A 20,801-nucleotide genomic window follows, 5' to 3' on the forward strand; every position below is an offset into this window, starting at 1 on the left:
TCTCAGGCGGCGGTCTCGGAGGCGTCGCTCGTGGCGGACGCGATGATCTCGGCTGCTTCGACGCTCGCGACGAGGGTCAGCAGCAGGGTGCGCATGTGGTCGGTGCTGCGCGGGTCGGCCGTGAAGACCGGGATGGTGCGATCGGGATGCCACTGCGCCAGCGCGTCGGCGTACGCGCCGAGGTCGGGCGTGGGCGCGACGTCGCTGCGGGTGACCCCGATGACGACGGCGCCGCCGGCGACGAGCGCCTCGAACTCACCGAGGTACTCGATGACCTTGGCGATGGGGTCGGGCAGGTCGTTGTTGACGAGCAGCAGCAGGCCTTTTGCCCGCTCGGCGAGCACCGTCCACATGAAGTCGAACCGCTTCTGGCCGGGGGCGCCGTAGAGGCGCACCTTCTCGTCGGGTCCGAGCGTGAGCTCGCCGTAGTCCAGGGCGACCGTCGTGGTGTCCTTGTCGGCCTGGGCACGGTCGGTGTTGGCGGCCTCGGTCGAGACGACGTCGATCTCGCTCAGGCTGCGGATGGCCGTCGTCTTACCGGCGCCCATCGGCCCGGCGAACAGGATGACGTGTTCCGCCACGCGCGCTCTCTCCCTCGGTCGGTGCGACCGGACGCGGCTGATCGGACCACGCGATGGACGCGTGAGCGATCGGATGCGAGCCCCAGCTCGCGGTCCCCCGTCGGCGATTCGGGGTCCCTCCCCCGCACCGAGACCCGAGCTTAGGGGGACGGATCGACTCGCCGAGGGCCGTTCCGGGCCCCACGCCGGGGACTGAGGAAAGGCTGAGCAACGACTGAGCGCCCGGCACCCCTTTTCGCCCCTTCGCCTGGGCATAGTGGGATGCGCGGGGGCCCTGCCCTGGGGAGCCCGTGACCGCACTGGGGTGGTCGACTGGGGAGTCTCCGGGTGAGCGCCACTTCGGCGTGCCCTGCTGTCCGCGTCGCCTCGCGTCCCAACACATCGGACCAGCAAGGAGATCTGCACATGCGTGCATCGCTGAAGAACTACATGGCCGCCTGCAACCGTCGCAAGGAGGAGACCGGCGAGTCCGGCTTCTCGCTCATCGAGCTCATCGTCGTCGTCGTGATCCTCGGCATCCTCGCCGCGATCGCCGTCCCCGTGTTCACGGGCCTGCAGGCACAGGCTGAGGACAACGCCCGTGCCACCGTCGCCGCGAACGCAGCTACGCAGGTCGCGTCGAACCTGTCGCAGAACAAGGCTCAGGACCTCGGCCTGAACAACCTTCGCAACGGGACCAAGTACACGATCACGATCCAGCCGACTTCTGGAGCCACGATCACGGACTACTGCGTCACGGTCGCCGAGACGGGCAAGGAGTCCAAGCAGTCTGGCCCGTCCTGCACCGCCGCGCCGACCACGCCGTAAGCACCCGCACCACCTCGCCGGGTCGGCTGAGCGCGCAGCTCGCCGGCCCGGCATCCCCGTTCCCACCCCGCGACCGAAGGACGACCCGATGTCCCGCGCGCCTGAGCCGATCGGCGACGACGACGGTGTGAGCCTCGTCGAGGTCGTCATCGCGATGTTCCTCTTCGCGCTGCTCGCGGTCGCCATCCTCCCCCTCGCCATCCAGGCGCAGGCCCTGAGCTCGACGAACCGCGACGCCGCGAGTGCGAGCGCGTTCGCCTCGAGCCTGCTCGCCGAGGTGCGCGCCGAGTTCCGCGACACCGACCTGCAGACCTGCGCCGAGGTCAGGAACTTCCTCGCCGCGCGCGGCAGCGCGGGCGTCGTGACCGACCCCGCGGGCTCGGGTCAGACGGCCCGCCTCACCGCCGACAGCACGTGCCCTGCCGCGGGCGTCAGCGTCGCGACCATCCGCGCGAAGGTCTACTCCTCCCCGGCCGCGACGGGCACGCCGACGGCCACGCTCTCGACGCAGATCGTGGTGACCGGCCCGTGACCCCCGCCTCTTCCGACGACCAGCCCACGAACGACCAGCCCGGCGACGACGCCGGGCTCACGCTCGTCGAGCTGCTCGTCTACATGTTCGTCGGGGCACTGTTCCTCGGCATCCTCGGCGCCGTCTTCGTCGGCGCGCTCCGCGCGGACTCCGTCACCCGCGAGCGCGACCTCGCCACGGGCCAGCTGCAGGCGATCTCGACCTCGCTGTCGACGACGGTCCGCTCCGCCTCCGCCGTGCGCGTCGAGACGAGCGGCGGCACGACCGTCGTCCGCGCCGCGCTGCCCGGCGACCGCTGCTCGGCATGGGCATTCACGACGCCCGCCGGGGCGGCCACCGGCATCCGCGAGGTCCGCGTGCGCACCTACGCCGCCTTCGCGACCGGCAGCGCACCCGCACCAGGGGCGTCGTGGGGCGTGCTCGCGCCGCGGGTGCGCCAGGTCGTGAACCCGACGGGAACCGCGCGGCCCTTCGCCGCGCTCGCGTCGGCGGACGCACCGCTGACCTGGAACATCGCCGTGCCGCGGCTCGACGCCGCCGCATCATCCGCGCCCGCCGCGTCGATCTCGGGATCCGCCGTGCCGCTGGGCAAGACCGCTGGGGGATCGGGGAAGAAATGCTGGTGAACGCACGCAGACGCCGCTCGGGGGACGAGGGCTCGACGCTCGTGTCGGTACTCGTGATCGTGATGGTGCTGGGGCTCCTCGCGGTGACCCTCGCCGGCGCCGTCGTCGCCACGGCGCAGACCACCGCGGGGGTGCGCGGCAGCCTCGACTCGCAGGCGGCCTCGGATGCCGGCCTCGCTGCGGCCGTGGCCTCGTCGACCGCGACCGGCGCCGACCCGTGCGTCGTGAAGCCGGCATCCACCTCGGCGCCGACCTACGCCGTCACCGCCTCGTGCGCGGGCGATGTCGTCACCTTCGTCTCGACGGGCACCGGGTCCGATGGCAGCAGGACCGTGACGAGCGCCAGCTACGAACTGAAGAAGACGACGACCGTCGCGCCCGGACTCGGCGCCGACATGGTCTTCTTCGGCGACGCGACCTTCACGAGCGAAGTCCGCTCGCACGAGCTCGACGAACGCCTGCTGACGATCATGATGCCCCGCGGCACCTTCGTCTGCCAGAACCACGTGCCGGCGAACATCCTCGCCGGCGGCAACGTGAAGACGAACGGCCAGTGCACGATCGACGGCACCGTCGCCACCGGCGGGTCGATCTCGATGTCGAACGCGAGCGACACCATCAAGGGGAACCTCTACGCGTCGAGCACTGCCACGGCGGGCATCTCGGGCATGATCGGCGGCGACATCCACGTCGGCGGTCCCATCGACTTCGGGTGGAGCGGCTTCACCTACCCCGGCAACGTGTTCGCCGGCGGCAACGTCGACATGACGAGCGTGTCGATCGCGGGCAAGCTGACCCTGCCGCGCGCGTCGACCATCAAGCTCGACGGCCACCTGCAGGTGAAATACCCGACGTCCGCCCACGCGCGCGTCGCGAAGGGCACCGCCGGCGGCCTGCAGTGGCCGACCTCCACCGTCCCGCCCACCGCACCGACCTTCCAGAGCTGGTTCGACTACAGCTATTCCGCATCCCACTGGCCGGGCTTCGCCGTGAAGACCCTCGCGACCTCGGGCGACGGCCCGTGGACCTGCAACCGGTTCAGGAACAACAATCCGTCGACGGGCAACGCGGCGGGCTGGCGCGAGCTGTCGGCGCTCACGTCGCCGACCGTCGTCGACGCGCGCTCCTGCGGAACCCTCAGCTCCAACAACGGCTCGAAGCCCGTCGTCACGCTGCAGACCGACATCGCCTTCCTCGCCAACAACTACGACATCACGGCGCTCACGATGAAGGCCGCCACCGGCAAGACCCCGAAGGTCTGGTGGATCGTCGAGGACCGCATCGCCGACGGCGCGCCGAGCTGCGTGAGCCCCGCGGGCACCGTCAACATCAACACGACCGTCATGGGTACAGGCATCTCGGCGATGATCTACACGCCGTGCCGCATCAGCATCACCGGCGGCGGCGAATGGCACGGCACCTTCTACGGCGGCGGGCTGAATCACGGTGGCCTGATGGACTTCTACGGTCGCCCCCTGCTGCTCCCCGGCCAGGGCGGCGGATCGTCGGGTCCCGGCTCGATGCCCGGCGGCGGCACGACCACGGTGAGCCTCGGCGGGCTGCTCTCCCGGACGGACGGCGCCGGATGACCGCCCTCCTCGGCCCGGCGACGATCGTCACGCTCGTCGGAGTGATCGCCGGCGGGTTCGGCCTGATCATCGGCTCGTACCTCAACGTCGTCGCCTACCGGGTACCCGCCGGCATCTCGCTGCTGCGCGAGAGCCGCTGCCCGTCGTGCGACCAGCCGGTCCGCTGGTACGAGAACGTGCCCGTCCTGTCGTGGCTGCTCCTGCGCGGCCGATGCGGATCGTGCCGCTCCGCGATCGGCGCGCGCTACCCCCTCGTCGAGCTCGCGACGGGCGCCTCCTTCGCAGCCGTGGCGCTCGTCTGGCTGCTCGCCACGGGGCGGCCGGGCTCCGGCATCCCGCTCCCCGCCGCACCCTCGCTCGACTCCGTCGGCGCCGCGTTCGCCGCCATCACCGCCGCCGACGGCCTCGCGGGACCCACGGTCGCGCAGGCGCTCGTCCTGGCGGTGTTCCTGTGGTTCGCGGCGGCGGGCATCGTCCTGACGCTGATCGACCTCGACACCCGCCGCCTGCCGCACGCGATCACGACCCCGGGCATCCTCGTCACCATCGCTCTGCTCGTCGGCGCCGTCCTGCTCGGCGCCGACGCGTGGGCGCTCGTGCGCGCGGGCATCGGATTCGTCGCGCTGTACCTCTTCTACGGCCTCCTGCGCCTCATCCGCCCCGACGGCATGGGCGGCGGCGACGTGCGACTGGCCGCCTATGCGGGGCTTCTGCTCGGCTGGCTCGGGTGGGGCCCGCTCGTGGTCGGCGCGTTCGCCGCGTTCGTGCTCGGCGGCGTGTACGGCGTCGCTCTCCTGTTCTCTCGGCGGGCGGGTCGCCGCACCGCCATCCCGTTCGGCCCGTGGATCATCCTCGGAGCGTGGGTCGGCATCGTCGCCGGCGACGCGATCGCCGACGGCTACCTCACACTTCTCGACGGTCGGCTGATGTCATGACCCGTCGCCCAGGCAAGGAGGTCCTCTGATGGCCAAGACACGTGTGGCGCTCGAGATCACCGAAGACAGCGTTCGCGCCGTCGAGGTGACCGACGGGCGCGCTCCCACCCTGCTCGCCGCCGGCGAGGTGATGCTGCCCCCGGGCGCGGCGAAGGACTCCGAGATCGTCGACCGCGACGTCGTCGTGGGTGCGCTCCGCCGGCTGTGGACGGATGCCGGGATCAAGGGCCGCAACGTGGTCCTGGGAGTCGGCGGCCGCCGCGTCCTCGTGCGCGAGCACAGCTCGACGCTGCGCGAGACGGCTCTCGTGCGCCAGGCGCTGCCCTTCGACGTGCAGGACCGCCTGCCGGTCCCCGTCGACCAGGCGGTGCTCGACTTCATCCCGACGCACGTCGACGACGAGGGCATGCACGGCCTCATGGTGGCCGCCGTCTCGGAGCAGATGGAGGACCTCGTCTCGGTCCTGGCCGAGGCGGGGCTCACCGCCGACTCGATCGATCTGCTCGCCTTCGGCTACTGCCGTGCGCTCGCGGGGCTCGCCCCGAAGGGCGTCACCGGCATGCTCATCGGCATCGGCGAGCACACGACCCAGGTCGTGATCGCCACCGACGGCGTGCCGCAGTTCGCCCGCGCGATCCCCATCGACGTGCCGCGCGGCGAAGCCCGCGTCACCGAGATCGAGGCCGCCCCGACCGAGCTCGAGACCCTCACCGGGTTCCGGACGGGCGGGGTCGAGGAGTCCGCCGACGGCGCCATCCGTTCGCGCGGCGACCTGCGCCGTGCCCGGACGGCCGTCGCGACGCCGCCCGCGGGCGTGCCCGAGGCGCCGGCTGCGGATGCCATGTCGGCCGACTTGCAGGACGTCCTGATCGATCTCGTCACCCGCCTGCGCGGAACGGTCTCGTTCTACCGGGATCGAACGGATGCCGCGCCCGTCGCCGCGACCTTCATCACGGGCCTGCACACCGACCACCCGCGCCTGCAGGCCGCCCTCGCGCAGGTCGCCGGCACCGAGGTCCGCCGGATCACCGGGGCCGACCTGGTCCGGGTGAAGAACGGGCTGCACCCCGCCGTCGACGAGCGCATCGCTCCCACCGTCGCCCTGCTCCTCGGAGGAACCAAATGAGCACGCTCGTGCGCACCCCCGCCTTCAAGCCGGGGTCCCTCCCCCGCGCCAACCTGCTGCCGCTGTCCGAGACGCGTCGCCGTGACGTCCGGCGCATCGGGCGGTCGTGGGTCACCATCGGACTCGGCTCGCTCGTGGTCGCACTCCTGCTCATCGGCGGCGCGTTCGCACTGAACGTGCAAGCGGCCCTCCGGCTCGCCGCCGCGAACGCCGACACCGACCGCGTCATCGCCGACATCGCCGAGCTCGCGCCGGTGAGCCAGGCGGTGGCGCAGCGGACCGAACTGTCGGGGCTCGTCACGCAGGCCATGGCCGGCGACATCTCCTGGCGGAAGGCCGTGGGAACGATCGCCGACGCGCTGCCCTCCGGCGTCACGGTCACCGGCTACGCGCTGGCCGCGGGCCAGGTGCCCGGTGACACCGCACCGGACGAGACCGTCGGCGCGGCCGGCTCGGTCACCGTCGTCAGCGACGAGCCCATCAGCCTGGTCGAGGCGACGCGGGCGCTCCGCGGCGTCGACGCGATCCTCGAGGTGGGCGTGCAGACGCTCGCCGAGGAGGAGGGCCTCTACACCTACACCGTCGAGGTGCAGCTCGACCAGACCATCTACTCGGGCGATTTCGCACCCGAGCAGGCGACCGAGACGGAGTGACGATGACGAAGCAGCTGGTCAACCTCATCGGGGCCGTCGCGTCCCTCGGCATCCTGCTCGCCGGTGCCCTCCTGTTCGCACTGCCGCAGTTCACGGGCGCGCAGCGGATCACCGCGGACGCCGCGTCCGTCGAGCAGTCCAACGCGACCCAGCAGGCCGTGCTCGACGGCCTCGCCGCTCAGGCCGCCGATATGACCGAGCTCGACGCGGAGGTCGCGGAACTGCGCCGGGTGGTCCCGGCATCCGTCCGCGCCGACGACGTCGTCCAGCTCGCCGCCGACGCGGCCTCGGAGCACGACGGCCGCGTCGTGGCCGTCACGGTCGGCGAGACGACGGCCTTCGCGGCCCGCACCGTCGATGCGGCCGCGGGTGCCGCCGACGGCACCACCCCGGCCGCCACCGAGACGACGGCCGAGACGACGACGGAGACGTCGGGATCGGACGAGGGAGCGGATGCCGCGGCTCCCGCCGACCCCGCTGCCGCCCCGGCCGGCGAGGGGCCGCAGCAGGTGAGCATCACCGTCAGCATCACGGCACCCGACAGCACGAAGGCGACCGCCGTGATCGACGAACTGCGCAAGGGACCGCGCGCGGTCGCCGTCACGAACGCGGGAATCACGACCGACGACGACGGCACCGTCACCGCCGAGGTGACGCTGCTCGCCTTCTACGTCGCCGGCTGACCACCCACGGCACACGCGAAAAGCCCCGGACCTCCAGGGTCCGGGGCTTTTCGCGTGGGTCTCAGCTGCCGAGCTGCTCGTACATCGTGAACATCGGCATGTAGAGGGCGACCACCATGCCGCCGATGAGGACACCCAGCAGGGTGATCATGATCGGCTCGATCATGCTGGTCAGCTGCTCGGACGCAGCCTTGACCTCGGTCTCGTAGAAGTCCGCGATCGACTCGAGCATGTCGGGCAGCGTGCCCGACTCCTCACCGACCGACACCATCTGCGACACCATGGCCGGGAACACCTCGGCCTTCGCGAGGGGCGTCGAGAACGACCTGCCGTGGCGCACCGACTCGCGCACCTCGCCGAGGGCGTCCTCGATGGCCTTGTTGTCGGATGCCTTGCCGACGAGCTCGAGCGCCTGGAGGAGGGGCACGCCCGCCTTGAGCATCATCGAGAGGTTGCGGGCGAAGCGGGCCACGGCGATCTTCGTGATGAACGCGCCGAAGATCGGCATCTTGAGCCGGAACGGGTCGACGGCGCCGCGGAAGCGGTCGGCGTCCTTCACGCGCTGGTACCAGACCACCCCGCCCACGACCGCGACGACGAGCAGCGGCCCGATCCAGATCATGTTGCGCGACAGGGTCACGAGGATCTGCGTCGGGATGGGCAGCTCCCCGCCCATGCTGGCGAACATCTTCTCGAAGATCGGCACGACGAAGGTGATCATCGCGAGCACGCCGAGGATGGCGATGACGAGCACGACGATCGGGTACGTCATCGCCGACTTGATCTTCTGCTGCAGGTCGACGTCGGAGCGGTACGACTTCGCGACGGCGACGAGGGACTCGCCGAGGAAACCGCCGGTCTCACCGACGTTCACGAGGCTCACCATGAGCGGCGGGAACGCCTTGGGCTGCGCCGCCATGGCGGCCGAGAACGACTTGCCGGCGGCGATGTCGGTCTGCACCGCGACGAGGGCGGACGCCAGCTTCTTGCTCTCGGTCTGCTCGGAGATGACGGCGAGCGCGCGCATGAGCGGCAGGCCGGCATTGATCAGCCCGGAGAGCTGCTTCGCGAAGATGGCGAGGTCCTCGACCTTGACGCCCTTCTCGAACCCGGGGATCGAGATCTCCTGGTGCAGGCCGGTCGTCGACATCGGCGCGACCTGCAGCGGCGCGAGGCCCTGCGCGCGCAGCTTGGAGACGACGGCGCTCTCGCTGGCCGCCTCGACGGTGCCTTTGACGACGGGGCCGCCGGTCGTGCCGACGGCTCGGTAGGTGTACTCCTGAAGAGGCATATCAGCGCGTCCACGCATCCATCGGGTCGGCCCACGCGTCGGCGTGCACGCCGGCCGGCTGCACACGCACGCCGTCGAGGGCCTTCGGGTCGGTCAGGTAGTGCTTGGCGAGGGCGAGGTTCAGTTCACCGCGCTCGACCAGCAGCCGCAGCGACTGGTCGAGCGTGTGCATGCCGTGCCCTGCCCCGGCCTGCATCGCGTTGTAGAGCTGCGCGATCTGGTTCTCGCGGATGAGGTTCGCGACGGCGGGCGTCGAGACGAGCACCTCGGTCGCGATCACCCGGCCGCCCCCGTGAGCGCGCGGCAGCAGGGTCTGGCTGACGACGCCCTGCAGCGCGTCGCCGAGCTGCGTACGGACCTGGTTCTGCTGGTGCGCGGGGAAGGCGTCGACGATGCGGTTGATGCTCTTGGCCGCGCCCTGCGTGTGCAGGGTGGAGAGGACGAGGTGGCCGGTCTCGGCGGCGGTGAGCGCGGTCGAGATCGATTCGGGGTCGCGGAGCTCGCCGATGAGGATGACGTCGGGATCCTGACGCAGGACGCGGCGCAGCGCCTCGGCGAACGAGCTCGTGTCGGCGCCGACCTCGCGCTGGTGGATGAGCGACTGGCGCGACGTGTGGACGAACTCGATCGGGTCCTCGACCGTGACGACGTGGTCCTGCTTGGTCCGGTTGATGAGGTCGATCATCGCGGTGAGCGTCGTCGACTTGCCGGAGCCCGTCGGGCCGGTGACGAGCACGAGACCGCGCGGGCGCAGGGCGAGCTCGCCTGCCACCTCGGGCGCTCCGAGCTCGGCGAGTGTGAAGGCACGGCTCGCGATGAGTCGGAAGGCCGCGGCGACCTGGCCGAGCTGGCGGAACACGTTGACGCGGAACCGGCCGACGCCGGCGACCGTGTACGAGAGGTCGACGTCACCGGTCGCGTGGAAGGACTCCCGGTGCGATGGGGTCATGATCGACACGAGCGCGTCGAGCAGCGTCGGTCCCGGGATCGGCGCCTCGAAGCCCGTGACCGGGATGAGGTGTCCGTCGTGACGGTGGAGGGTCACGGCATCCGCCGAGAAGTGGATGTCGGAGGACCCCATTCCCGCCGCGGTACCGAGGATGCCGTCGAGCAGAGCGGTCGCGCCGGCGTCGGACGACACCGCCCGGGCTCGCAGTTCAGACCGTGACACGCAGGACCTCCTCGATCGTCGTCGCCCCCAGCACGACCTTCGACCAGCCGTCCTCGCGGAGGCTCGTCATCCCGTCGCGGAGCGCCGCCGCGCGGACGTCGCTGCCGGTCGCGTGCGAGACCACGAGCTGTTCGATCTCGTCGGACATCGCCATGACCTCGTGCAGGCCGACGCGGCCGCGGTAGCCCGTGCCGGAGCATTCGGGACATCCGCCCTTGCGGAACAGCTCGGGCGGATCGCTCGGATCGAACGGGAAGCCGAGGCGCTCGAGGACGGCGGGATCCTCGCGGTACGGCTGGCGGCACGCCGTGCACAGGCGCCGAGCGAGGCGCTGGGCGACGACCGCCGACAGTGCTGTCGCCACGAGGAAGGGCTCGGCGCCGATCTCGGTGAGACGCGCGACGGCGCCGGGGGCGTCGTTGGTGTGCAGCGTCGAGAGCACGAGGTGACCGGTGAGGGCCGCCTCGATCGAGATGATCGCCGTCTCGGTGTCACGGATCTCGCCGACGAGGACGATGTCGGGGTCGGAGCGGAGGATGCTGCGCAGCGCCGATTGGAAGGTGAGGCCCGCCTTCGCGTTGACCTGCACCTGATTGATCCCGGGGATCCGATACTCGACCGGGTCCTCGACGGTGATGACGTTGACGGCGGGGTTCGCGACCTCGCGGAGCGCCGTGTAGAGCGTCGTCGACTTGCCGGAGCCGGTGGGGCCGGTCACGAGCACCAGTCCGTGCGGGCGGGTGATCGCCGAGCGGAACCGCCCCAGGTTCCCCCGCCCCATCTGCAGGTCGCGCAAGGACAGGCTCACGCCGGTGTTGTCGAGGATGCGCATGACGATCTTCTCGCCCCACACGGTGGGCAGCGTCGCCACGCGCAGGTCGATCTTGCGACCGACGTGGGTCACCGAGAGCCGGCCGTCCTGGGGCTTGCGGCGCTCGGCGATGTCGATCGAGGCCATGATCTTCAGGCGCGAGACGACACCGTCCTGGATCGCGCGGTCGGCGCGCTGCATCTCGTGCAGCACCCCGTCGATGCGGTAGCGGACGGCGAGGTGGGTCTCGCCGGGTTCGACGTGGATGTCGCTCGCGCGGTCGTCGATCGCCTGCGTGATGAGGAGGTTGACGAAGCGGACGATGGGCGCGTCGCTGTCGGACTGGTCGAGCTCCTCGACCGAGACCTCCGCCGCGGCGGACTCCTCGAGGGCGGCCGACAGGTCGGAGATCTCGTCGTCCGAGCGGACGTAGCGCTGAAAAGCGCTCTCGAGCGCATCCAGGGCGACGACGACAGGCGAGATGTGCAGGTCGGTGATCGTCGCGACATCGTCGAGGGCGATGATGTCGGACGGGTCCGCCATCGCGAGGACGAGCCGGTCACCGGTGCGCTCGACCGGCAGCACGCGGTGCTTGCGGCACATGCCGCCGGGCAGCAGCGCGACGACCGCTGCGTCGAGCTGGCGTCCCGAGAGGTCCATGTAGCGGTGCCCGGTGTGGAGGGCCACCGCCTCGGCCAGCTGGTTCGGCGAGACGACGCCCCGCGCCAGCAGCTGCTGCATCAGCTCGTCCGTCTCGCCGTATTCGTCGACGAGCGTCGCGACCTCGCCGGCGAGCACGGCCCCGGTCAACACCAGTGTCTGTGCGATCCCCCGCATCCTGCACCCCCTGTATCGGCGGCCGGACTCAGGTCGGGGCGCGCACGTGCCCACCCAGTCCGAGCGCGCCTCGCCAGAGTAGACAGCAGGGCTGCAGCGACACACGGCGCCGACCGCAACTGAGGCAAAGCTGAGGTAGTGCTGGGGCGCGCTGAGTTGCGCCGGAAGATTAATGCATTTTAATGAAAGCGGGGGAAGCGACAGTCGTGGACCCCATCGGACTACACATGACTCTTCTCGAACACCCCGCTCCCGCGCGAACCCTGGGACCGGTCACACGCGTGGCCGTCCTCGTCGAGGACGCCGGCACGGCTCGCGACCGCCTCTCCACCACGCTGCAGCAGCACGGCTTCCAGGTGCATTCGTTCTCCGACGGCTTCGCGGCGGTCGAGGCCGTCGACCGCCTGCAGCCCGACCTCGTCACCGTCGACACCACCCTTGCGGGGATCGACGGGTTCGAAGTGGTGCGCCGCATCCGCTCGTTCCACGCCGGATCGGTCGTCATCCTCTCGGACATGACCGAGGAGACGGCCGCCGTCGAGGCCTTCCGCAGTGGCGCGGACGACTACATCCTGCGCCCGTGGCGCCCCTTCGAGCTGCGCGCCCGGCTCGATGCGATCCTGCGTCGTACGCTCGGCGCCGCCGACGCCCTGCCGCCGACCGAGTCGGACTGGCTCGTCGTCGACGGACTGCGGCTGCACCCGGCATCCCGTCGGGCGGAGCTCGCCAACCGCCGCATCGACCTCACTCGGTCGGAGTTCGATCTGCTGCTGGCCCTCGTCAGGAACCCCGACGTCGTCCTCGAGAAGTCCTGGATCGTGCTGCTGCTGCGTCGCCAGAACGGTGGCAACGGCGATCACGTGAACGCGCACGACCTGCACGCCATCGAGGTGCACGTCATGAATCTGCGGCGCAAGCTCGGCGGCACGGCCCGGCGATGCCGCTGGATCGAGACGGTCCGCGGGATCGGCTACCGCTTCGCGCCGGCGAAGCTCTGACGCGGTCTCAGACCGACGCGCCCTTCCGGCGCACGTGCCGACCTTGCCCTGGGATCGCGGCGATGAGCGCCTGCGTGTAGGGATCGGTCGGCGCCGTCAGGATCTGCGCCGCCGCACCCGCCTCGACGAGGCGTCCGTGGCGCATGACGGCCACCCGGTCGGCGATCTCGGCGACGACGCCCAGATCGTGCGTGATGAAGAGGTAGCTGAGCGAGCGCTCGGCCTGCAGGGTGATGAGCAGATCGAGGATCTGCGCCTGCACCGACACATCGAGCGCCGAGACCGCCTCGTCGAGCACGAGGAACTCCGGATCGAGCGCGAGAGCACGCGCGATCGCGACGCGCTGTCGCTGTCCGCCCGAGAGCTCGTCGGGGTAGCGCGCGAGCACGCCCTGCGGCAGCGCGGTCTGCTCGACGAGCTCCCGCACCTTGCGGAGCCGCCCGGCGCCGTCGATCGAACCGAGCGAGTGCAGCGGCTCGGAGATGAGCTGCTCGATCGTGAGCCGCGGGTTCAGCGAGTCGTACGGGCTCTGATAGACGAGCTGGAACTTGCGCCGGAGCTGCCGCAGCGGTGCCGGCGCGAGCTCGGTGATGTCGGCGCCGTCGAACTCGATCGAGCCCGAGCTCGGCTCCTCGAGCCGCAGCACGAGGCGCGCGAGCGTCGACTTGCCGCTGCCGGACTCCCCGACCACGGCGAGCGTCTCGCCGCGGCGGATGTCGAGTGAGATGTCGTCGACGGCGGTGACCTCGCGCGCGCCGTCGCGACGCGACGAGGCCGGCAGCGGGAAGGTCTTCACGAGGTGCGACAGCCGGACGATGCAGTCGCTGTCGTCGAGGCCGCGCCGGGTCGTCGCCTCGGCGCGGCGCACGTGCGAGGAGATGTCGGGGGATGCCGCGATCAGCTGGCGCGTGTATTCGGCGGTCGGCGACGAGATCACCTGTGCGGCGGGCCCGGCATCCACCACCGCGCCGTCCTTCATCACGATGATGCGGTCGGCCCGGTCGGCGGCGACGCCGAGGTCGTGCGTGATGAGCAGGACCGAGGTGCCGAACTCGTCGGCGAGGTGGTCGAGGTGATCGAGCACCTGCTTCTGCACCGTGACGTCGAGGGCGCTCGTCGGCTCGTCGGCGATGATCAGCTCGGGACGTGCGGCGAGCGCGGTCGCGATGAGGGCGCGTTGCCGCATCCCGCCGGAGAACTGGTACGGGTATTGCTTGGCGCGCTCGGCCGGGTGGGTGATCCCGGCCATCTCGAGCAGCTCGACCGCCCGGGCGTTCGCCTCAGCGCGGGTCGCCAGCTTGTGGATGCGGAGCGGCTCGGCGACCTGCGGCCCGACGCGGCGCACCGGGTTGAGCGAGAGCGACGGGTCCTGCGGCACGAGGCCGATGCGCTTGCCCCGGACCTTCCGCCACTGCGCCTCGGGCTTCGCCGTCAGGTCGTCGCCGCCGAGACTCACGCTCCCCGACGTCACGCGCGCGTTGGGCGGGAGGAGGTTGATGATGGCGTGCGCGATGGTGCTCTTGCCCGACCCGGACTCGCCGACGACGGCGACGACCTCGCCCGCGCCGATCGTCAGGTCGATGTGGTGGACGGCTTCGACCTCGCGGTCGCCCATGCGGTACGCCACGGTGAGGTCGCGGACCTCGAGGAGGACGGCCCGCTCGGTGCGGGAGGGGACGGATGCCTCGGCGCGCGGCGCGGCGGTGGTGGTCGACACGGGGGACTCCTCTGCGGACGACGGCGTGCTCATGCGGTGCGCTCCAGCTGGGATCGCTGCAGGGCGGGGCGCTTGGGGTGGAACTCCCAGTCGGGCACGAGGTAGCGCATGGCGTGCGCGTCGTCCCGACCGGCCAGCCCTTCGCGCAGGTAGAGCTCGTGTGCGGCGGCGACCTGCGCGTCGTCGAGCTCGATCCCGAGCCCGGGCGCCGACGAGACGGCGATCCGGCCGTCCCGGATGACCGGCGGCTGCACGGTGAGGCGCTGCCCGTCTTGCCAGATCCAGTGGGTGTCGACGGCGGTCGGCGTCCCCGGGGCCGCGGCGGCGACGTGCGTGAACATCGCGAGGCTCACGTCGAAGTGGTTGTTGGAGTGCGACCCCCACTGCAGGCCGAAGTCGTCGCAGAGCTGGGCGACACGGACCGAGCCGGCCATCGTCCAGAAATGCGGGTCGGCGAGCGGGATGTCGACGGCCTGCGTGCGGACCGCGTGGGCCATCTCGCGCCAGTCGGTCGCGATCATGTTCGTCGCCGTGCGCATGCCCGTCGCCCGTCGGAACTCGGCCATCGTCTCGCGGCCGGAGTAGCGACCCTCGGGCCCCACGGGATCCTCGGCGTAGGCCAGCACGTCGCGCAGGCGTCCACCCAGCCGGATGGCCTCGGCGAGCGGCCAGCTGCCGTTCGGGTCGAGTGTGACCCGCGCGCCGGGGAACGCCTCGGCGAGCGCCGTGACGACGTCGGCCTCGGTCTCGGGCAGCAGGACGCCGCCCTTCAGCTTGAAGTCCCGGAATCCGTAGCGCTCCTGCGCAGCGCGGGCGAGCCCGACGACGGCGTCCGCGTCGAGTGCCGTTCGGCGCCGCACGTGCTCCCACGACCCGGCGGCGCCCTCCGACTGCAGATACGGCAGGTCAGTGGAAGCGGCGTCGCCGATGAAGAAGAGGTAGCCGAGCACGTCGACCTCGTCGCGCTGACGTCCGTCACCCAGGAGGGCGCTCACCGGCAGGCCGAGCTGCTTGCCGTGCAGGTCGAGCAGCGCACTCTCCCAGGCGGTCACGGCGTGCACGGCGATGCGCTGATCGAAGGTCTGGTCGCCCCGCCCCGCGGCGTCGAGGTGGGCGAGGGATGCCGCGAGCGACCGCAGCGTCTCGCGGTACGCCGCGACGGGCGTGCCGATGAGCAGCGCACCCGAGGCTTCGAGTGCGGCGCGGATGGGCTCGCCGCCGGGCACCTCGCCGATGCCGACGCGACCGTCGACGTCCGTCAGGCGCACGAGGTTGCGCGTGAAGCAGGGGGCGTGTGCACCGCTGAGGTTCAGCAGCATGCTGTCGTGACCCGCCACGGGGATCACGTCGTAGGAGACCACAACGGGGGTGCTCATCCGATCCTCGCCTTCGACGTCGGTAGTGGCCCCACCCTACGCACAGCCGACCGGTGCCATCAAAGGCCGTTAGGGCATCGACTCATGCGCCGACGGCATCGATCCCAGACTCGGCGGCGTGCTGCTCCAACGTCGCGTCCAGGACGCGCAGCGCCTCGGGAAGCAGCGGATTGGTCGACTCGGTCGCCCACGCGACGTCGAGCCGCACCCGGTTGACGTCGTCGGACCGGTCGTCCGGCGAGAGCCGCCGGAAGGTCACGCCCGCGATGGGAAGCCCCTGCGCCGACTCCGGGACGAGCGTGAACCCGAGACCCGCGCTCACGAGTGCCAGCAGCGCGGGCACCTGACCGGCGTACTGGACGATGCGCGGGTGCACGCCGGCGCGGACGAACATCGACAGCAGCAGGTCGTGGAAGTACCGCGCGCCGCCCGGCGAGTACATGAGCAGCGGCTGGTCGCTTGTGTCGGAGAGGAAGATCGGGTCGGCGAGCTCCGCCAGTCGGGAATCGGACGGCACGGCCAGCACGAGCTTCTCGTCGAGGACGGACCGCGACGAGACCCCCGGGCGCTCGACGATCGGCCGCAGGAGGCCGACGTCCACGGTCCCCTTCTCGAGCTCCTCCATCTGATCGGCGGTCACGAGTTCGCGCAGCAGCAGCGTCGCGCCGGGCAGCTCGCGCGCCGCGCGCCGCAGGAACGCGGGCAGCACGCTCTGCCCCGCCATCGCCGTGTACGAGACGGTGAGCGTGCCGGACGCCCCGTGCCCGACCGAGCGGACGTCGGCGGTGGCTTTGGCGGCGAGGTCGATGATGCGCCGGGCGCTCGGCAGCAGTGTGCGGCCGGCCTCCGTCAGCTGCACGCGCCGGCTCGTCCGCTCGAAGAGGCGGGTGTCGAGTTCGCGCTCGAGCTGCTGGATCTGCCGGCTGAGCGGCGGCTGGGTCATGCGCAGCCGGGCGGCGGCCTGGCCGAAATGCAGCTCCTCCGCGACGGCGACGAAGCACTCCAGTTGGACGAGCGACAGCATCCATACCCTCCCGATATCAATCGGTGCAAATTATGGTTTGCGATTGTATCCATCGCAACCCTAGCGTCGAGCGTGATCGGCCTCCGCATCGGAGCGGGCCGAGGATCTAGGGAGTTGCCGTGCTGGACCGAATCCTCTTCTTCCCCGTGACCCCGTTCACCCGGGAGGACACCGTGGACCGCGTCGCCCTCGGCGACCACATCGCCCAGGGCCTCGAGCACCGGCCGGGCGGCATCTTCGCCGCCTGCGGCACGGGCGAGTTCCACGCGCTCGGGCAGACCGACTACGCCACGGTCGTCGAGACGAGCGCCGCCGTGATCGGCGGGCGCACCCCGCTGTTCGTCGGCGCGGGCGGTCCGCTGCCGGCGGCGATCGAGCAGGTGCAGGTCGCCGAGCGCGCGGGGGCCACCGGCATCCTGCTGCTGCCGCCGTACCTCACGGCGGGTCCCGACGCCGGGCTCGTCGAGTACGTCCGACGCGTGGCGTCGGCGACGAGCCTGCCGATCATCGCCTACCACCGCGGCACCGCGCGCTTCACTGAGGCGACGACCCTCGAGATTGCCCGCATCCCGAACGTCGTCGGACTGAAGGACGGCGTCGGCGAGATCGACGTCATCACCCGGATCATCCGCGCCGTCCGCGACAGCGACGTGCCGGGTGCCGCCGACTTCCAGTTCTTCAACGGCCTCCCCACGGCCGAGATCGCGCAGGTGGCCTACCGGGCGATCGGCGTGCCGCTGTACTCGTCGGCATCCTTCGCGTTCGCGCCCGACATCGCGCTGGCGTACTTCGCCGCGGTCGAGAACGAGGACACCGCGACGATCGCAGCGCTCGACGCCGCGTTCTTCCACCCGCTGGTCCGGCTTCGGAACCTCGTCCCGGGGTACGCGGTCTCGCTGATCAAGGCGGGTGTCACGCGGTTCACCGGAGTGGATGCCGGGCACGTCCGACCTCCCCTGGTCGACGCACTGCCGGAGCACGCCGACCACCTCGAGCAGCTCGTCTCGGACGCCCGCCGCGTGCTGGCGGACTCGTTCGTCGCCGCGCGCTGAGGCCCATCGTGCGCCGCGCCGAGCACGCCATCCGCGACGTCCGGGTCGTCCCGGTCGCCTTCGCCGACCTCCCCCTGCTGAACACCGTCGGGGTCCACGAGCCGTACGCGCTGCGCGCGATCGTGCAGATCCGCACCGAGAGCGGCCTGACCGGACTCGGGGAGACCTACGGCGACGAGGGGCACCTCCGTCGCCTCGAAGCCGCGGCGGCGCTGCTGATCGGATGCGACGTCTTCGCGACGAACGAGCTGCGTGCCCGTGTCCGCGCGTCGCTGCGCTCGGACACGGGCACCGGCGGCCACGGGATGTCGGGCATGGTCACCGGCAGCAGCACCGCAGACCGCGTGCTGTCGGCGTTCGACGTCGCAGCCCTCGACGTGCGCGGCAAGGCGCTCGGTCTGCCGGTGAGCGATCTGCTCGGCGGCGCCGTCCGCGAGACGGTGCCCTTCAGCGGCTATCTCTTCTACAAATGGGAGGGTCACCCCGGCTCGCCCGCCGACGCCTGGGGACCGGCGCTCGACCCCGAGGGGATCGTCGCGCAGGCGCGGCGGATCGTCGACGAGTACGGGTTCGGCGCGCTGAAGCTCAAGGCGGGCGTGTTCGACCCGGACGACGAGATCGCGGCCGTCCTGGCCCTTCGCGACGCGTTCCCCGAGCATCCGCTGCGCATCGATCCGAACGGCGCGTGGAGCGTCGAGACCTCGGTGCGGGTCGCCGACGCGCTCACCGGCGTCATCGAGTACCTCGAGGACCCGACCCCCGGCATCGAGGGCATGGCCGCGGTGCGGGCGAGCACCGGCATCCCGCTCGCTACGAACATGTGCGTCGTGAGCTTCGCCGACGTCGCTCCCGCGATCCGCGCCGGCGCGATCGACGTCGTCCTCTCGGACCACCACTTCTGGGGCGGACTCGAACGGTCGCGCCTGCTCGCCGGCATCGCCGAGACGGTCGGCTGGGGGCTGTCGATGCACTCGAACTCGCACCTCGGCATCAGCCTCGCCGCGATGGTGCACCTGGCGGGGGCGACCGAAGTCCTCGACTACGCCTGCGACACGCACTGGCCGTGGAAGCGCGCGGACGAGGACGTCATCGTCCCGGGCGCGCTGTCGTTCTCGGACGGCGCGGTCGCCGTGCCGACGGGCCCCGGCCTCGGGGTGGAACTCGACGAGGACGCCCTGCAGCGCCTGCACCGCCAGTACCTCGACTCCGGCATCCGCGAGCGGGACGACACCGGCTACATGCAGCGGCACGTCCCCGAGTACACGCTCGCCAGCCCGCGGTGGTGACCCCGTCGTGAAGGTCGTCGTCACCGATCCCGTCATCAGCGGCTTCGCCGACGTCCTCGGCGAAGCCGTGCTGCTGCCCGGAGCGACCGACGACGAGATCGCCGACGCGCTCGCCGACGCCGACGCGGTCGTGTGCTCGCGGCTGACGCCGGCGATGACGAGGGATGCCGGGCGCCTCCGCCTCGTCCACGTGACGGGCGCGGGCGTCGACCGCCTCGAGCCGGGGTCGGTGCCGGACGGTGCCGCCGTGTGCAACACCGGTCACCACGGTGAGGCGATCGCCGAGCACGTGCTCATGACGACGCTCATGCTCCGTCGCCGCGCCCGCCAGGCCGATGCCGAGATGCGAGCCGGGGCGTGGCGCACGGTCATGAACACGGACGACGTGCCGTTCCACCGCGCGCTCGCCGGGCGCACCATCGGCATCGCCGGCGCCGGCGAGATCGGCGGCGCCGTCGCCCGGCTCGCGCAGGCCTTCGGGATGCGCATCGCATTCCTCCGCCGGCATGTGACCGGAGCGCTGCCCGACGGCGTTACGGACGCGACGGTGTACGGCGAGGACGAGCGCAATTCGTTCTTCGCGGCATCCGACGTGCTCGTGGTGACCATTCCGCTCAGCGACGCCACCCGCGGCGCGATCGGGGCGCACGAGCTGGCCCTCCTGCCGCCGGGCGCGATCGTCGTCAACGTCGCGCGTGGTCCGGTCATCGACCTCGACGCGCTCTGCGAGGCGCTGGCCGGCGACCGGCTCGCCGGGGCCGCGATCGACGTCTGGTGGGGGGCTCCGACCGGCGTCGAGGCACCGGCATCCGTCGCCCGCCTGGCCGCGTTCGAGCACACCGTCCTCACCCCGCACCACTCGGGGCACGCGCGCGAGGTCTTCGCCGCACGCGCCGCCGACATCGCTCGCAACCTCGAGCTGCTCGCCGCCGGCGCGCCACTCGAGCGCCGCGTGCGCTGAGCCGCTCAGCCGGCGAGCAGCGCGGCCGTCTGCGTGCCGATGAGCAGCACCGCGCCGAGGAGTGAGGCGCCGAGCGCGACGAGACGGACGCGGCGCTTGTCGAGGTGGCGGACGGCGAAGCGCGACGCGACGATACCGAGCGCCGCAGGGAGCACCAGCAGGCCCGTGACCTGCAGAGTGTGCAGGGAGATCTGACCGAGCACCGCCAGCGCGATCGTCGAGACCACCGACCCGACGAGGAAGAACGCCGACATCGTGCCCCGCAGGCGCGGTCCGTCAGACCCCTGCCAGACGAGCGCCATCGGCGCACCGCCGATCGAGGTCGCGGTGCCCATGACCCCCGAGAGGCCCCCGGCGACGACCTGCGTGGTCCGGGTGACCCGCGGCATCCATCCCCGGAGGGACGCGACGACGCCGACGAGGACGGTCGCGGCGACGAGCCAGCCGATGGCCTGGGCCGACACGACGGCGACGAGGACCGCACCGAGGATGCTGCCGGGCACCCGTCCGACGAGCGCCCACCCCGCGCCCCGCACATCGAGCGCGGCCCGTTCGACCACCGCGATGACCGCCGACACCATGATCGCGAGCATGATGACGACCGCCGGCAGGAGCGACGCGTCGACGATCGCGACGAAGGGGGCGGCGACCATGCCGAGCCCGAACCCGATCGCGGCCTGCAGGCACGAGGCGACGAAGACGATGAGCGCGAGGAAGAGGAGCGCCTCGACGCTCACCGGACGGT

At 71.5% G+C, this 20,801-nt stretch carries 20 protein-coding genes; 12 read left to right on the top strand and 8 right to left on the bottom strand.

The window, feature by feature from the left end; translation table 11 throughout:
• Positions 1–2: 2 nt before the first annotated feature.
• Positions 3–581: a GTP-binding protein gene (locus tag BLP38_RS10970; protein WP_091357349.1), complete on the bottom strand. Its 579-nt coding sequence runs from the start codon at positions 579–581 to the stop codon at positions 3–5.
• A 405-nt stretch (positions 582–986) separates the two neighbouring features.
• On the opposite strand from BLP38_RS10970, the gene BLP38_RS10975 reads away from it, so the two are divergent.
• The 8 genes from BLP38_RS10975 (at position 987) to BLP38_RS11010 (ending at position 7,532) form a co-directional block, all read left to right on the top strand.
• The gene (locus BLP38_RS10975; protein ID WP_091357351.1) at positions 987–1,388 is read left to right on the top strand and encodes a type IV pilin protein; all 402 of its coding nucleotides are present in this window, start codon (positions 987–989) and stop codon (positions 1,386–1,388) included.
• Positions 1,389–1,476: 88 nt separating this feature from the next.
• Positions 1,477–1,920, top strand: coding sequence for a type IV pilus modification PilV family protein (locus BLP38_RS10980; RefSeq protein ID WP_091357353.1), 444 nt, complete (start codon positions 1,477–1,479; stop codon positions 1,918–1,920).
• Positions 1,917–2,546: a PulJ/GspJ family protein gene (locus BLP38_RS10985; protein WP_091357354.1), complete on the top strand. Its 630-nt coding sequence runs from the start codon at positions 1,917–1,919 to the stop codon at positions 2,544–2,546. The genes BLP38_RS10980 and BLP38_RS10985 overlap by 4 nt, the downstream gene beginning before the upstream one ends.
• Entirely contained in the window at positions 2,543–4,135 is a 1,593-nt protein-coding gene (locus BLP38_RS10990; RefSeq protein ID WP_157681097.1) for a type IV pilus modification PilV family protein, read from the top strand. Before BLP38_RS10985 ends, BLP38_RS10990 begins: the two co-directional genes overlap by 4 nt.
• Positions 4,132–5,070, top strand: coding sequence for a prepilin peptidase (locus BLP38_RS10995; protein WP_091357358.1), 939 nt, complete (start codon positions 4,132–4,134; stop codon positions 5,068–5,070). The genes BLP38_RS10990 and BLP38_RS10995 overlap by 4 nt, the downstream gene beginning before the upstream one ends.
• A gap of 28 nt (positions 5,071–5,098) precedes the next feature.
• A complete protein-coding gene (gene pilM, locus BLP38_RS11000) occupies positions 5,099–6,196 on the top strand; it encodes a type IV pilus biogenesis protein PilM (RefSeq protein ID WP_091357360.1) in 1,098 nt (365 codons plus the stop codon).
• Positions 6,193–6,849, top strand: coding sequence for a hypothetical protein (locus tag BLP38_RS11005; protein ID WP_091357362.1), 657 nt, complete (start codon positions 6,193–6,195; stop codon positions 6,847–6,849). The genes pilM and BLP38_RS11005 overlap by 4 nt, the downstream gene beginning before the upstream one ends.
• Positions 6,850–6,851: 2 nt before the next feature.
• Entirely contained in the window at positions 6,852–7,532 is a 681-nt protein-coding gene (locus BLP38_RS11010) for a hypothetical protein (RefSeq protein WP_091357365.1), read from the top strand.
• 61 nt (positions 7,533–7,593) lie between these two features.
• Here BLP38_RS11010 and BLP38_RS11015 read toward each other — a convergent pair whose 3' ends face one another.
• From BLP38_RS11015 to BLP38_RS11025, 3 genes are read right to left on the bottom strand one after another with little or no spacing between them, the layout of a single operon-like run.
• Positions 7,594–8,823, bottom strand: a complete 1,230-nt coding sequence (locus BLP38_RS11015; protein ID WP_091357367.1) for a type II secretion system F family protein — start codon at positions 8,821–8,823, stop codon at positions 7,594–7,596.
• A gap of 1 nt (position 8,824) precedes the next feature.
• Positions 8,825–9,994, bottom strand: coding sequence for a type IV pilus twitching motility protein PilT (locus tag BLP38_RS11020; protein WP_231916485.1), 1,170 nt, complete (start codon positions 9,992–9,994; stop codon positions 8,825–8,827).
• Positions 9,981–11,642 carry a GspE/PulE family protein gene (locus BLP38_RS11025; protein ID WP_091357370.1) on the bottom strand — a complete coding sequence of 554 codons (1,662 nt, stop codon included), beginning with the start codon at positions 11,640–11,642 and terminating at the stop codon, positions 9,981–9,983. Before BLP38_RS11025 ends, BLP38_RS11020 begins: the two co-directional genes overlap by 14 nt.
• 227 nt (positions 11,643–11,869) lie before the next feature.
• On the opposite strand from BLP38_RS11025, the gene BLP38_RS11030 reads away from it, so the two are divergent.
• Positions 11,870–12,640 carry a response regulator transcription factor gene (locus tag BLP38_RS11030; RefSeq protein ID WP_172824696.1) on the top strand — a complete coding sequence of 257 codons (771 nt, stop codon included), beginning with the start codon at positions 11,870–11,872 and terminating at the stop codon, positions 12,638–12,640.
• A 7-nt stretch (positions 12,641–12,647) separates the two neighbouring features.
• Here the strand turns inward: BLP38_RS11030 and BLP38_RS11035 are convergent, their stop codons facing one another.
• The 3 genes from BLP38_RS11035 to BLP38_RS11045 form a co-directional block, all read right to left on the bottom strand.
• A complete protein-coding gene (locus tag BLP38_RS11035; RefSeq protein WP_331710082.1) occupies positions 12,648–14,357 on the bottom strand; it encodes an ABC transporter ATP-binding protein in 1,710 nt (569 codons plus the stop codon).
• A 29-nt stretch (positions 14,358–14,386) separates the two neighbouring features.
• Positions 14,387–15,733 carry an enolase C-terminal domain-like protein gene (locus BLP38_RS11040; protein ID WP_091357376.1) on the bottom strand — a complete coding sequence of 449 codons (1,347 nt, stop codon included), beginning with the start codon at positions 15,731–15,733 and terminating at the stop codon, positions 14,387–14,389.
• 82 nt (positions 15,734–15,815) lie between these two features.
• Positions 15,816–16,757 (bottom strand): LysR family transcriptional regulator, encoded by a 942-nt coding sequence (locus BLP38_RS11045; RefSeq protein WP_091357378.1) that lies wholly within the window; start codon positions 16,755–16,757, stop codon positions 15,816–15,818.
• Positions 16,758–16,876: 119 nt separating this feature from the next.
• On the opposite strand from BLP38_RS11045, the gene BLP38_RS11050 reads away from it, so the two are divergent.
• The 3 genes from BLP38_RS11050 to BLP38_RS11060 are packed head-to-tail and all read left to right on the top strand — an operon-like array spanning position 16,877 to position 20,056.
• Complete coding sequence (locus BLP38_RS11050) at positions 16,877–17,809, top strand: 5-dehydro-4-deoxyglucarate dehydratase (protein WP_091357380.1); 933 nt, start codon at positions 16,877–16,879, stop codon at positions 17,807–17,809.
• A gap of 8 nt (positions 17,810–17,817) precedes the next feature.
• A complete protein-coding gene (locus tag BLP38_RS11055) occupies positions 17,818–19,095 on the top strand; it encodes a glucarate dehydratase family protein (protein ID WP_231916486.1) in 1,278 nt (425 codons plus the stop codon).
• Positions 19,096–19,102: 7 nt separating this feature from the next.
• Complete coding sequence (locus BLP38_RS11060) at positions 19,103–20,056, top strand: NAD(P)-dependent oxidoreductase (protein ID WP_091357387.1); 954 nt, start codon at positions 19,103–19,105, stop codon at positions 20,054–20,056.
• A gap of 5 nt (positions 20,057–20,061) precedes the next feature.
• Here BLP38_RS11060 and BLP38_RS11065 read toward each other — a convergent pair whose 3' ends face one another.
• Entirely contained in the window at positions 20,062–20,793 is a 732-nt protein-coding gene (locus BLP38_RS11065) for a sulfite exporter TauE/SafE family protein (RefSeq protein ID WP_091357390.1), read from the bottom strand.
• Positions 20,794–20,801 lie beyond the last annotated feature (8 nt).

Origin of the sequence: Microbacterium sp. LKL04, from assembly GCF_900102005.1 — a bacterium.
Classification (GTDB): Bacteria; Actinomycetota; Actinomycetes; order Actinomycetales; family Microbacteriaceae; genus Microbacterium.

Excerpts from the sequence above, each read along its gene's own strand:
- BLP38_RS10980 (WP_091357353.1), top strand. The coding sequence starts at position 1,477 with ATGTCCCGCGCGCCTGAGCCGATCGGCGACGACGACGGTGTGAGCCTC.
- BLP38_RS11040 (WP_091357376.1), bottom strand. The coding sequence starts at position 15,733 with ATGAGCACCCCCGTTGTGGTCTCCTACGACGTGATCCCCGTGGCGGGT.
- BLP38_RS10975 (WP_091357351.1), top strand. The coding sequence starts at position 987 with ATGCGTGCATCGCTGAAGAACTACATGGCCGCCTGCAACCGTCGCAAG.
- BLP38_RS11010 (WP_091357365.1), top strand. The coding sequence starts at position 6,852 with ATGACGAAGCAGCTGGTCAACCTCATCGGGGCCGTCGCGTCCCTCGGC.
- BLP38_RS11015 (WP_091357367.1), bottom strand. The coding sequence starts at position 8,823 with ATGCCTCTTCAGGAGTACACCTACCGAGCCGTCGGCACGACCGGCGGC.
- BLP38_RS11025 (WP_091357370.1), bottom strand. The coding sequence starts at position 11,642 with ATGCGGGGGATCGCACAGACACTGGTGTTGACCGGGGCCGTGCTCGCC.
- BLP38_RS11030 (WP_172824696.1), top strand. The coding sequence starts at position 11,870 with ATGACTCTTCTCGAACACCCCGCTCCCGCGCGAACCCTGGGACCGGTC.
- BLP38_RS11045 (WP_091357378.1), bottom strand. The coding sequence starts at position 16,757 with ATGCTGTCGCTCGTCCAACTGGAGTGCTTCGTCGCCGTCGCGGAGGAG.
- BLP38_RS11005 (WP_091357362.1), top strand. The coding sequence starts at position 6,193 with ATGAGCACGCTCGTGCGCACCCCCGCCTTCAAGCCGGGGTCCCTCCCC.
- BLP38_RS10995 (WP_091357358.1), top strand. The coding sequence starts at position 4,132 with ATGACCGCCCTCCTCGGCCCGGCGACGATCGTCACGCTCGTCGGAGTG.
- pilM (WP_091357360.1), top strand. The coding sequence starts at position 5,099 with ATGGCCAAGACACGTGTGGCGCTCGAGATCACCGAAGACAGCGTTCGC.